At 39.1% G+C, this 12,822-nt stretch carries 15 protein-coding genes; 4 read left to right on the forward strand and 11 right to left on the reverse strand.

Translation table 11 applies throughout. The features are described from left to right. Positions 1–53 precede the first annotated feature (53 nt). From CYG50_RS02545 to CYG50_RS02560, 4 genes are read left to right on the forward strand one after another with little or no spacing between them, the layout of a single operon-like run. On the forward strand, positions 54–2,192 hold the full coding sequence (locus CYG50_RS02545) for a TonB-dependent siderophore receptor (protein WP_102139520.1): 2,139 nt from the start codon (positions 54–56) through the stop codon (positions 2,190–2,192). Next, positions 2,192–2,443 carry a hypothetical protein gene (locus CYG50_RS02550; protein WP_102139519.1) on the forward strand — a complete coding sequence of 84 codons (252 nt, stop codon included), beginning with the start codon at positions 2,192–2,194 and terminating at the stop codon, positions 2,441–2,443. Before CYG50_RS02545 ends, CYG50_RS02550 begins: the two co-directional genes overlap by 1 nt. Next, positions 2,440–3,879, forward strand: a complete 1,440-nt coding sequence (locus CYG50_RS02555) for a PepSY-associated TM helix domain-containing protein (protein WP_102139518.1) — start codon at positions 2,440–2,442, stop codon at positions 3,877–3,879. The genes CYG50_RS02550 and CYG50_RS02555 overlap by 4 nt, the downstream gene beginning before the upstream one ends. After that, a complete protein-coding gene (locus CYG50_RS02560) occupies positions 3,857–5,080 on the forward strand; it encodes a RhtX/FptX family siderophore transporter (RefSeq protein ID WP_102139517.1) in 1,224 nt (407 codons plus the stop codon). Before CYG50_RS02555 ends, CYG50_RS02560 begins: the two co-directional genes overlap by 23 nt. 17 nt (positions 5,081–5,097) lie before the next feature. On the opposite strand, the gene CYG50_RS02565 is transcribed toward CYG50_RS02560, so the two are convergent. The 11 genes from CYG50_RS02565 to CYG50_RS02615 form a co-directional block, all read right to left on the reverse strand. Further along, positions 5,098–5,490: a hypothetical protein gene (locus CYG50_RS02565; RefSeq protein WP_102139516.1), complete on the reverse strand. Its 393-nt coding sequence runs from the start codon at positions 5,488–5,490 to the stop codon at positions 5,098–5,100. Continuing rightward, the gene (locus CYG50_RS02570; RefSeq protein ID WP_168222823.1) at positions 5,484–6,029 is read right to left on the reverse strand and encodes a LemA family protein; all 546 of its coding nucleotides are present in this window, start codon (positions 6,027–6,029) and stop codon (positions 5,484–5,486) included. The genes CYG50_RS02565 and CYG50_RS02570 overlap by 7 nt, the downstream gene beginning before the upstream one ends. Before the next feature lies 1 nt (position 6,030). Next, positions 6,031–7,071: a hypothetical protein gene (locus tag CYG50_RS02575; RefSeq protein ID WP_181490145.1), complete on the reverse strand. Its 1,041-nt coding sequence runs from the start codon at positions 7,069–7,071 to the stop codon at positions 6,031–6,033. Between the two features lie 29 nt (positions 7,072–7,100). Further along, complete coding sequence (locus CYG50_RS02580; protein WP_229597534.1) at positions 7,101–7,712, reverse strand: LemA family protein; 612 nt, start codon at positions 7,710–7,712, stop codon at positions 7,101–7,103. A gap of 98 nt (positions 7,713–7,810) precedes the next feature. Further along, the gene (locus tag CYG50_RS02585; RefSeq protein WP_102139513.1) at positions 7,811–8,074 is read right to left on the reverse strand and encodes a helix-turn-helix domain-containing protein; all 264 of its coding nucleotides are present in this window, start codon (positions 8,072–8,074) and stop codon (positions 7,811–7,813) included. Between the two features lie 59 nt (positions 8,075–8,133). Beyond that, entirely contained in the window at positions 8,134–9,579 is a 1,446-nt protein-coding gene (locus tag CYG50_RS02590; protein ID WP_232368230.1) for an O-antigen ligase family protein, read from the reverse strand. Positions 9,580–9,597: 18 nt separating this feature from the next. Beyond that, complete coding sequence (locus CYG50_RS02595) at positions 9,598–10,650, reverse strand: MrpH family fimbial adhesin (protein WP_102139512.1); 1,053 nt, start codon at positions 10,648–10,650, stop codon at positions 9,598–9,600. Between the two features lie 15 nt (positions 10,651–10,665). After that, positions 10,666–11,175, reverse strand: a complete 510-nt coding sequence (locus CYG50_RS02600; protein ID WP_004905345.1) for a fimbrial protein — start codon at positions 11,173–11,175, stop codon at positions 10,666–10,668. 11 nt (positions 11,176–11,186) lie between these two features. After that, complete coding sequence (locus tag CYG50_RS02605) at positions 11,187–11,714, reverse strand: fimbrial protein (protein ID WP_102139511.1); 528 nt, start codon at positions 11,712–11,714, stop codon at positions 11,187–11,189. Continuing rightward, entirely contained in the window at positions 11,707–12,057 is a 351-nt protein-coding gene (locus CYG50_RS02610) for a hypothetical protein (RefSeq protein ID WP_102139510.1), read from the reverse strand. The genes CYG50_RS02605 and CYG50_RS02610 overlap by 8 nt, the downstream gene beginning before the upstream one ends. Before the next feature lie 28 nt (positions 12,058–12,085). Continuing rightward, positions 12,086–12,814: a fimbria/pilus periplasmic chaperone gene (locus CYG50_RS02615; RefSeq protein ID WP_102139509.1), complete on the reverse strand. Its 729-nt coding sequence runs from the start codon at positions 12,812–12,814 to the stop codon at positions 12,086–12,088. Between the last annotated feature and the right edge of the window lie 8 nt (positions 12,815–12,822).

The following is a 12,822-nucleotide window of genomic DNA, read 5'->3' on the forward strand; positions in this document are numbered from 1 at the left end:
ACATTAATTGCTAAATTGATAACAATTATCATTTAACTTTTTTAGGGTGGAAAATGCTGTCCGTTTATAACATTAAGTCACGCGGAATATTCCGCTTAACACCTTGTGCCCTTTTGTGTGCAACAGTGAGTTGGTCTGTACAAGCAAACCCAGAGTTAGTACAACCGAAACAGGATGTTATACAAGTGACAGCATCCTCAGAGGTTGATGATGACTATGTTGCACCCGGTGTAACAACGCTTGGGAAAATTGCCCTTAAGCCGCGAGAAGTGGCGCAATCTGTTAGCGTGATTGATAGAGAGCAAATTGAAAAACAAAACCTACAAACCCTTGATGATGTAATGCAACGTGCAACAGGGGTAACCAGTGTGCCTTATGTGAAGTTAACAACCGCTTATTATGTCCGTGGTTTCCAGATTGACTCATTTGAAATTGATGGCGTGCCCGCGTTATTAGGGAATATGGCGAGCTCACCTCAAGATATGGCGGTATACGAGCGGGTCGAAATTCTGCGGGGCTCGAACGGCCTATTGCATGGTATGGGAAACCCAGCGGCAACTGTCAATATGGTGCGAAAGCATGCACCAAAAGAAAACATGGCCAAGTTGAGTTTAAGTGCGGGAAGTTGGGATCGTTATCGCGGCGAAGTGGATGTTGGCGGGCTACTGAATGGATCTGGTTCTGTTCGAGGGCGATTTGTGATGGCGTGGGAAGACAAAGACTATTTTTATGATGTTTCTGACCAACAAACCCGTTTGATGTACGGCACGGTCGATATTGATGTCACTACAGATACATTATTACGTCTGGGGGCTCAGTTCCAAACTATTGATTCAGTGACTAATATGGCTGGTGTGCCTTTCGGCAAAGATGGCAGTGATTTACATCTACCGCGTAAAACCTATTTAGATGTGGATTGGGATCGCTTCAAGTGGGATACATCCCGCTCATTTGCGGGTATTGAACATAAAATCAACGATGATTGGCAATATAAGCTTAACGCAGAATATCAACATGTGAATGCTCGATTACTGTATGCAGGCGCATGGGGAAATATCGACCCAGTCACGGGTGATGGCGCGATGCTGATGGGGGGCGCCTATAAATTCCGTAATGAACAAACCAGTATAGATACCAGTTTAAACGGCAAAGTGGACGCGTGGGGGTTAACCCACGATGTGGTTGTTGGTGCAAGTTACTCACATGCCAGTGAAAAGCAATATAGCGCAGACTTAGACCCCGCCTTAAATGTGCCTGTGAATGTGTATCGTTGGAACCCTCACAGCGTGCCAAAACCGAGTGTTGGCGCTTATAGTTCAGCTGGGCCAACTAAAACAACCCAAAAAGGCTTATATGGGATGGGGCGCATCAAAGTGATCGAACCTGTCACGGTTATTGCGGGTGTACGCGATAGCTGGTGGGATGTCAAAACGCCAACAGCAAACTTCACGGAAAATGGCCGTCTTACCCCCTATGGTGGCGTAATTTGGGATTTTACCCCCCAATGGTCATGGTATAGCAGCTATTCAACGGTCTATCAGCCGCAAACAGGAAAAACGTGGAGCGGGAAAATGCTCAAGCCTGTTGAAGGGCAAACTCTTGAAACGGGTGTCAAAGGTGCGCTATTTAATGGCGGATTAAACTTATCCGGTGCTATTTACCAAATCGATATCAAAAATAATCCACAAATTGACCCTGCGCACCCAACGGGGGGCTTTAATAACTATTTCATTAGTGGTGGTAAAGTCCGTAGCCAAGGCTTTGAACTTGAAGGCATTGGTTATCTGACCCCATTTTGGGATGTCTCTGTGGGTTATACCTATACGGATACGAAATACCGTGATGACAGCCAGCGCGAAGGTGAGTCTTACAACACCTTAACTCCGCGACATATGTTGCGCGTCTGGTCTAACTATGACTTACCTTGGGATGAGCGAAAATGGAGTTTGGGCGGTGGCATGCAAGCCCAGAGTGCATACAGTACAAGTAACGGCAATGTGACTTTACGCCAAGGCGGTTATGCCATTTTCAATGCTCGTTTAGGTTATCAAATCGATGAAACATGGACGGCAGCGGTTAACGTGAATAACTTATTTGACCGTCGTTATTACTCAGGGTTGTTCTCTCCTCAATGGAATAACCGCTATGGTGACCCACGTAATGTGATGTTTACATTGAAGGCTGATTTCTAATGAAATTAGTGAGTTGCCTAGCAGTTATTGGCACCTTGTTCAGTGGGATCGTGCTATCGATGTTGATAGCACGTTTTTATCCATCAACAGATCCGCTCGAACGCTTATATGGTGCGATATTTCTAAGTGTTATCACCTCAATGGGGTTATTGGTTTATAACCTCAGTGCATCAAATTGGCGGCAAATATTAGTACGCAGCTATAGTTGGTGGCCATTGCCGCTATTTTTAATGATAGGTGGGTGGATATGAAGCATAAACAGCCTCTTTCCCTCACTCGTCGTTTAAACCAATTACATCGCAGTGCGGGGGCGCTATTTGGTGTTTTTCTGTTTGTGATCTTTTTCACCGGGTGCTGGAGCTTAGGCAGTGATGCATTGAGGTTGTGGGGTAACAATGTGCCACTTTCAGGTAAGTTATTACCACTCGAACAGCTCCTTGCGTTGCAACCAAGTGCAACCATGATCCAATTGCCAGAACAGCACAACCCAGTGATCACTTTTTGCCAAAGTATGGGGAAATGTGAACTCAGCTATAGCGCGATTAGCGGTAAATTGGTTGTATTAGATAGCCCGACAATGTGGCTAGTGACATTACATAAAAACTTATTTATGGGTTTTCCTGGACGTATTTTTATCAGTTTATTTGGTTTTGCATTAGTTGTCTTATTAATCACAGGGCTAGTGATACAACGTCGCAGAATAGCCACAATGTTGCACTTGCCACGCACCACACACTTAAAAGGATTGCTTCACGATTTACATAGCTGGCTTGGCTTATGGTGTTATCCGTGGCTGGTTTTATTTGCGTTTACCGGCGCATTATCGGGGTTAGGTGCGCTCGGAACCGTCTCCCTTGGGGAAAGGGCGGCACCGGATAATCCACACATTATCATGAAAACCTTGATGGGGGAGTTTGAGCCACTAAAAACACCCGTTTCTGTGGCTGAAAGCTCGATTACTGCGGCAGTCAGCGCATTACAGCAAACGGTCCCTAGCTTTATACCTCAAACCTTGTTCAAACAAGGTGATACGTGGGTGATTGGCGGTGTGCGTGATGGGCAGTTATCCACTTCTAATTTCGAACAATATCAACTTGATAGTAAAAAACGCCAGTTAGTTGCAGTGCGAGATTCTGCACAGCAAGGCTTTTGGACACGTGCTTTTATTGCCATCCAACCCTTGCATTATGGGCAATATCAATGGCTGCCTAAAGTAAGTAATACATTGAGTTACCTGCATTTTATCGCAGGGTTGAGTGGGCTGATATTGGTTTCTGTTGGCCTCGCCATGTGGTGTTGGAAAAGAATGCATAGCCTAGCCGCAAGGTTTATCGTGGGCTGTTGCGGTGGGTTGCTGTTGTCCGCATGTGTGCTGCTAGCCGTAATGCCATGGTTCACTGCTTTGCTGCCAATACACTTTTTTATGGTTTGGGGGATAGCATGTATCGCGAGTTTACTCTGTAAAAATGCCCAGTTTAGCTTGATGATATCCCTTTTTCTCTCTGCCATTTTGTTGCTACTCGCATTTATTGCCTCTTATTTGTTTGGCTCGTTGCCTTTTTCTCGTATCAATCTTGTTTTGCTATGTGGCGGAATAGGGCTGTTACTTATTTTATTCGGTTGTCGAAAATTGTCATGCACAGCAAAACGTGCACGGAGTGGGTATGAAAGATCTATTACAGAATAAACAGTTAGTAGTGACGTTGGGGCTACTTTATCTTGCACAAGGGATACCGATGGGGATCGCAATGGATGCGTTGCCTACTTTTTTACGCCATGATGGTGGGGAACTGAAAGCATTGGCTTTTTTGCCATTAGTCGGCTTGCCGTGGGTGGTAAAGTTTTTATGGGCTTCGTTTGTTGATAACCATTGGGGGAAACATTTAGGCCGTCGTAAAAGCTGGATTATTCCAATGCAAATCATTGTGACGGTAACGATGTTTGCGTTAAGTACCATCGGGCTGTCAGTTGCGAATGCTTTACCCTGCATTGTTTTGTTGTTTGTCGCTTCACTTGCCAGTGCCACCCAAGATATTGCAACAGATGGTATGGCTGCGGAGCAGGTCAGTGGCACAATGTTATCAAAAATTAATGCGATACAGATAGCCGGGGTGATGGCGGGCTTTTTTGTTGGTGGCGCAGGGTTGATGATCATGAGTGAAAGTTTAGGCCAGCACCTTGCCTTGGGGGTTTTAGCTTGTGTACCGTTACTCAGTTTAGTGTTTATTAGTCTCTGTCCATTAAAAACACCATCAATTACACAGGAAATGAACGAGAAAGCGAGTCTATTAAAAACGGTTAAACGCCGTGGTGCTCCGCGTTTACTATTATTAACTTTGCTTTCTGCGGTGACGGCTGTTTCCGGTTTTGGTTTAGCCAAATTATTCTTAAATGATGCAGGTTGGTCATTAGCGCAAATTGGTAAAATGGGCATGGCTGGTGGAATGGTCACATTAGTACTAGGTTGTGGCGGTGGGGCGTGGTTAATCGGTAAAATCGGTGTGTGGCGCGCTTTCTCATTTGGTCTGTTATTTGCTTTACTCTCTTCACTATTGTGGTTGCTACAATCTTTCAGTGGCGTGTCAATGAGCTTAGTTGCACTGTGTATTACATTTGGCTCATTATCTGCGGGGATCACCTCGGTCGCGATAATGACAGCAGGGATGCAATTTGCATCACGTTATCAGCAAGCGGGTACTGACATGACCGCGGTACAAAGCACACGGGACATTGGGGAGTTAGTCAGTTCAATGATGCTTGTTGGTTTAACGGCAGCGGTAGGCTATTCAGGTGGGTTTATATTAGGAGCATTAATTGCTTTTATAGCGTTGCTAGTGACATTTTCACATTACCGTTATGTGCAAAGATTAGAAGCAGAGCAAGTTTAATATAAATAGAGTAAGTGCTATTTTTTACGTTTCTTATTTTGTTTTTTGACTTCTTTATCCGCTTTCTTTTTAATGGAATTGAAGTAGATATCTAAATAATGTCGGTTGCTTAAAAATGAAATTAAGCAACTGGCAACAATCACTACCCAAACAAGTTGCAACTTAATTGAGTTTTCAATACTGAAAAGTAGTAGCAGTGGGATCATGACCATCATGCTTATGAAAATGGAGCACAATAACGCGCCAGCAATATAGAGCGAGTACTTTTTAAACCCGAATATATTGAGGATGGTAAGCACGACAAAAGTTAACAGTAGCGTACCAAATGTCGCAAACATAATGATAAGCCCTGCCTCTTGTTGAATGAGCCAATCCGTGAAACCAAACCAAGAGAAAGGGATACTTACCATGATGAACGCTCCTGTTGGCTAAATAGCAGGGGGATATTTTTAAAACCAAATAACCGGGCAAAAATAAGATTGGGGAAAACATGAATATCCGTATTGTAGAGTGTGACGGTTTGGTTGAAAAACTCACGTCGGTCTGCAATTTGGTCTTCAATATGTTTTACTTGGGTTTGTAATTCCATTAACACCGCTTTACTGATTAGTGTTGGATATTTTTCAGCGACAGCAATCAGTGGCTTTATTTTTGATGGGTACTGGTTTGCGGTATCGACTTTGGTTTCAATCGCGGTGCTCGATAAATAGCGCTGGCGGCTTGCCATTAATTCACTAAATAGCTGCTTTTCATGTGCCATCGCTTTATCTGCAACTTGGGTTAATACAGGAACTAATTCAACTTGCTTCTTTAATAACACATCAATATTCGCGAATGCCTTATGGCAATTATTATTCAAGAATACAATATTATTATAAATATTAATAAAATAGCGTATAAAAACATAGCCAATAACAGCGATAATGATGAAAAAAATAAGCTTTTCCATGTTAGTCATCACCAAATAATGCAATCTGGTCGAAATACATATTGAGCTGCCCATTTTTGTAATCCATCGGGGTAACCAAAATCACACCAATCAGAAAAAGTGCAATCATGGCGGTAATAGCTAAATTTCGACGCAATGGACCCGTTTTGTTCCAACGGACGACATAGTTAGAAGGTGAGACGCCTAATAACATATGAGGTGCCTTACGTATAATAACGGGCTCCCCTTTTTCATTGGCATCTGCAGTGCCAATTAATAAATAGCTACTGTTTGGTTCAAGTAAATATTCTTTGTAACGGCGATTACCGCTTTCAATATCCATATGCGGTTCTAAGCCAGGGTAAATAAAATAATCAGGGTCACATTCTACTTTAACAGAGCCCGTATCATCCGTTATGGTAAAGCTGTGCATGTTGTATTTGCTATTTTGTAAGGTATAACTCTTTTTACCATCTTTATCTTTTGATATGGAATATTCAAAATAAAAGGAGCCATAGCAGGATTTATTGCCTAGCTGGCTTTTTATAACTGTCCCGGCAGTAATTTTTCCTTCAATTTCCACAAGCCCCATCGCCATTGAGCGTATCTTTGAAGTGGCTAAGTTTTTCTGAAATTTTAAGAAGCGCTTGGTTGGTGTATTTTCAATCGCTTTAAATACGAAGGCTAAGACAAATGCGATAAAAAATACCCGCATGTCGATAAAGAATCCAGCAAATAGGCAAGTTGCTAGTAGCATTCCCACAAGGACTTTAAGAAACGCACTAAACTTTGATGAGCCTTCATTTTGTAAGCGTTGATAACGTTGATAGCCAGCTTTGCTAGCTCTGACGACATTGCGGGTAATAAAAAAGGTGATGACGAGTACAATGACGTAATAAATGATACTGCCATAGTCGCCTATAGAAGGAGAGAGTGAGTACCACATTCCACAAGCAACACTGATAAAAGGAATAATTCCCCAGTTTACTTTTTTATTCATCGAAAATTTATTATCAATAAATAAAATTAAAGCGCCAATGGCTGCACCAAGTAAAAAATACATATTCACGCATTGATACCTTTACGCTGACATTATTTAAACTGGACGCCGTGATATTTTTTTTCATCTTCAGAAATATCAAGTAATGGCAGTGCTGTAAAACGAAAGGCATTCGCAATCAGGCTATCTGGAAACATTTGTATTGCGGTATTGTATTCTGTTGTTGCATCATTAAAGCCTTCACGTCGCTGCGCGATTTTATTTTCAACCTCACTTAAGGCAATTTGTAGTTGTGTGAATTGCTCACCAGAAATGAGAGTCGGGTAGTTTTCTGCAATGGCAACAAGACTGCTGAGTGCACGGTTCATTTCATTTGATGCCGCAATTTTTTCATGCATATTTTGGGCATTAAAGTAGCGTTGGCGTGCATCACTTAATGAAGTAAATAATGTTTTTTCATGCTCCATCGCTTTTTCTGTGATGGTAACAAGTTGCGGGATTTGGTCTGCACGTTGTTTTAAAATAACATCAATATTGGCAAATTGATTGCTGACTTGATTACGAGCGTTGATCAGGCGGTTATAAATAGAGATCCCCCAGCCTACGGCCAATAATAGTAAAACAAATACAACGATAAGTGTGATAGTCATATTGATGCGTTTTAACCCAAGATAAGTGATTTGAGTTAAATGTATAAAAGCCATGCAGCTTATGCAATCAGAAAAGAATGAAATTGAGGTTAGAATAAAGAAAATCTGATCTTATTTTATAACAAAATCAGATTTTACTGTTTAAACAGTGCTTAAAGATTTATATCGACAAGAGAAAGGTTCTCATAGATATTTTGTTCAAGAAAATAATCTAGGTCACACTGCAGTACATTAGCAAATATACATAGTCGATGAATGGTAAAATTCTGCGTACCGCGTTCATAACGGGAAATTTGCTGTTGGCTTAGGCCTGATTTTTTGCCTAAAGTATGTGCGGTCCAGCCCATTTGTAAGCGGCGTTTACGAAGTTGTAGTCCTATATAGGTGTTTGAAATTTCAGTTTGATATATTCTCATAATACTGTCCTGATTAATATAACACTACTTGAGTGAAAATAAGGTTTATTTATGTTTTTTTATACGTTATTTTTTTCTAAGCTAATTGAACTCGATACTCGAATTGCTATGCTTTCGTTATGATAACTACCCTGTGCATAAAAAGATTTCTCTCCATTAAATAGAAATAGCCCAATAATAAATACACCCAATCCAATAATAAATATAATAAAGCTGAATAAATAAGATAGTTGCTTGTTAATATAAAATAGGGATTGTTCTTCTAATGCGAAAGCGGCATCTGAGAATGATAGAAATAATATGACGATCCCCCAGTGTAATACAGAAAGTAAAAAAGGGTATTCAACATGATTATGTATAATAATAGGGGTTATTGATAGAATGATTGCCAATGGGTAACCATTTCCGTTAATTTTATATTTTATAAAAGATTGAAATACGACATAGATACCTCCGGTTAATAATAAAGATAAAAATATCAAATTAGTGAGTCCTCCAGTCATCAGCCAGAGTAATATTTCATTATGTGGATGAGGAACAATATACATTTTAGGGCTGAAAAAAGGAATTGCTGTTCTTTCATAACTATTTTCAAATAAAAAAGGCTGCTCCCATGCATCATAAGGATTCTCTAAGAATAAAGTAATAGAAAAACGCAACATTTGTTTTAAATGGAATTGATTCATAATGTCAGTTGCAATGTATTGAGGGCATAGCCTTATTAGATAAATTCCAATAAAAATTGCTACAGCAATAATAAAATAACTAGAACTAACACGTAGAGGGTTTTTCTTGTAAAAAAGGCAAATAAAAATAAATGTACAAACAGTAAAGCTTAGCCAAGCAATAACAGACTGCAGAACAACTAAAGTTAATGTGAAAAATAAAATACAAGTTCCAAGTAATACAACCCTAATTTTTTCATAGCGTTCAGATAACAACGAAAATTGTGATAACACAAGAGTCATTAGAGATAATAAGCATGCAGCCGCCATGTTAACTGATAATATATTAACTTGTTGTGATAATCCATTTGACCTCATACCAGATGCAAGATAAAAAATATCGGCTTCAAATATATATTGATATGCAGTGATAAAGGCTTGAGCTACACTAATAGTGATATAACAGTAAATACAAAATGATTGTATTAACCATTTTTTTCTCACTTGTAACCCTGCAATATAGAGTAATACGCCAACAGTAATACCAGAACAATACCAAAAATCAATACTATTATTTTCTCCCTGATAAGATATTAATCCCATCATTAGAATGGCTAAAGAGAAACAGTAGCAAATAGCAGGTAATGTAATGATTATTTTAATTTTTCGATAGAAAACAGTAAATGCAATAATAGATATTGTCAAGGAAATAGATAACCAACTAATAATGTTTTGTGGTAATGATTGTCTTAGGCTTCCTAGGCTATCGATATAAATAAGACTAGCAAGGTGCCAAACAATAAAGATACCAAAAAATAGTCCTCGGGATATTATTATCATAGTACACTTACCGCTGAATTAAATAAATGTGGCGATTAACCAAGCATTACCTTTGTAGTCTCCAGGTTCGGCGTCATAACCTGAAACTTTACTTTCAATCATAATGTTTTTTACTTTATCTATTGTTGTTTCAAATGTTTTTCCACTTTGATTATTTTGTTCATCATAAAGCGTAAGCTCAGAATAAATAGTGTTATTTCCTGATGTTAAAGGGAGTCGTTTTTGTGGATCACTGTCTGTGGCATAGTCTAAAGTTAATTTTACTTTAACTGGCTGCACTCTATCGCATGTATAGGTAACAGTACGAGTTTCTTTACTATTAAATTCATAAGCATCCAATGTTTTGTGATCAATATTTAAATTATCAATACTAGAACGGCAATTTGACGGATAATTGATAACCGACGTAGTGAGGTCTAATTTAACGGTGGCTTTATCAATAGGTACATAAATATCTGGTGTTCCATAGTCTTGGAATAATCGTGTATAACCTGCGATCATTGCGTTTGGAATAACGATTTTTCCATCAACAGGAATATCTTTGACATAAACTCTAACGGTAAAAGGAAAATGAACAGTAAAATATGATGTTGCTAATGGCCCCATTGCTTCATTAGAACATCCTCTCCCTGAAATATTTCTCCAGCCACTGGTTATTCCATTCTCAGAATAAAGAGTAAAAAATGTATTGTTGTTTATTTTATATGCGGTCAGCCCACCAATAGTAAAGCCTGCCTCTGGCATATAGGCAAAGACACGGTGGTAGGCGTAGCTCCAAGGAAGACCAGCGGAATAATTACCTTGTAAGAAGTTCACAGTACAATATACAGAGCCATAAGGCTGAGATGTACTTTCATTAATAACAATACCGGAGCTATTTGCTGGAGCGATTAAAAAATATTTATTGTTATCACTTCCAATTGCTGGGGTGTTAGAAACAACGGAGTTGTTAGATACTAAGCTCATTTTATAACCACCACCACTTCCTGAATAGCGGGTCGCACTATAGGAATTTAAGCTAATTAAGAGTAGTAACAAAAGTAATGGTGAATATATTTTTATATTTTTCATAAAGACTTCCCAATATTACAGATAATCAACCATCACTGATAAAGCGGCACTAAATGGCCCTGCAGTGAGATTTTCAATAGCTTGATTAGTGACTAATTGTGATTGAATAACAACTTTTCCTGTATCACCACTTACGGATGGAGCAATCCTTTCCCATTTATTAAGGTTGAGCGCATTACTTTTATTTTCTTCTGAAAAACGAATACCCAATCCATTAATAGAGGTCGCAAGCACGGTTTCATTGTTTATTGTTAAAGTACTTCCTTCTCTAGGAGATAGGTAAACTTGTAAGTTTTTTCGAAGTTCACATTGTTTAATGAGAATACCAAAGGACTGTTTTTCTTCAGTTAGTCTGTCTAGCGCCACCTCTCGAAAATTAATGACTAATTCTTTTTCGCCATTTTCTGCTGTAAGTACACATGGCGGTCTAACCAATTTAGCAGAAAGAGAAATTAGCACATCCGCTTGAGTACCTAAGGAAACTAATAAGCTAATTAAAGGGAATGAAAAACAAATGAATTTCATTTCAATTCTCCTTATTGATAATCAAGGTTAAAAGTAACAGTTGAGGAAAACCCCCCTGTTTTTAAACGAGTACTAAAGGGTTTTTGAGCATAAACACCAAATAAAAGTGTATTAACGGATCCTTTACCTGATTCAGTAACTGTGCTGACATCAATTGTTGTATTAAGCTCCAGTTCTTTACCACGACTATCAGTCAGAGCTAATAAAACATTAGATTCACCTGTGGTTTTTAAATAATTAATACCATTATGTGTTTCAATATTTTGGGTATTTAACGTTATTTTGATCGTTTTATTCAAAGCCATTGCAGAACAGTCCATGATATCCAACTTAAATGGCTGCATATCTGAACGTCCTAATGTTTCGATTGAAGAAAAACGTAGCCCAGAAAGATATATTTTTTTTTGTGTATCATCATCACTCAGCCGACAACCAAGAGGCACTAGCACACCCTCAAAGTAAACGGTTAGGCTATTGGCAAAGCTGGTATTCCATGTTAGGAATAAAAGGCTAAATAATAATGTTGAGTATCTAGTCATAATTTATTTCCACACGTTGCATCTTATTACTAGCAGGAATAGAGAATAAAATAGTGTTATTGCGTCGTGGTTGTGTTAGCACGTATTGGTTATTGCCTAATTTCAGTGTAAACGGCGCCCAAGCTTGCTTTTGTATTGGTTTGCTACAATGAGAAAAATGCATTTCCACGCTATAGGTTGCTGCAATTAAAGTACTTTCATTTAATTTTAATGAGATATCAGGTAGACAAGGAGCAGTAACAATACGCGCATTGATATATATTGTACCTGTTGTCACAGGCACAGCAGATTCAGCAAAAATAGGTATAGCAAAAGCCCATAATGCTAGGTAATTCAATTTCATTGTTCTGCTCCTATCTATTTTTTACTCATTATTCCGTCACACTGCACTTTGAAGCTTGGCATTTGAAAGCAAGTGAAGGCTTTCCACCATAATCATTGATATATGTCAGGTAAGGTGTTGAATATTTGGATGATTTAATCAGTTGATTAGATTTCGGCGGTACCATAACCGCGTCAAAATCACTTTCTTCGGATTGTTTTTGGCTGTTCCCTAAACCAATTACAGTTAAATAAAATGGTGTTGGATTATTTAATGTATAACCCGATGATGTTGTTGTTAATGTTATATGTTTCGTCCAATCTGTTTTGCTTTGTGCAACAATGTTTTCAGGGCGATAAAATAGTTTTACACGGCTTTGTAATGCAATTTGCAACACACCCGCTTCTGATGATTTAGGCGGGATTTCACGCAGGTTGTAATAAAACAGGGATTCCCTGTCTTGCGGTAACTTTGCAATGTCAGGTGCGGTGCTTAGGCGAACTAGGCTAGTTGATTTGGGCTCCATGCGCTGAATCGGCGGAGTGGCAATAATAGGGCCTGTTTCCAATTTTTGTTCTAACGCATTTTCCAACCACGACTGGGCTAAATAAGGTAGCTCCGGGTTATCATTACGGATCGTAATATTAATAGACGACTGATTTCCATCGAAAATTATACGAGTGCGATCAAGTGTAACCGCGGCATTCGTAACAGAAATTACACTCATAGTCAGCGTGAATACGCTAGTAAGTAATAAAAAAGGGGAATTCAATTTCATCTTAGTTC

Origin of the sequence: Providencia huaxiensis, from assembly GCF_002843235.3 — a bacterium.
Classification (GTDB): Bacteria; Pseudomonadota; Gammaproteobacteria; order Enterobacterales; family Enterobacteriaceae; genus Providencia; species Providencia huaxiensis.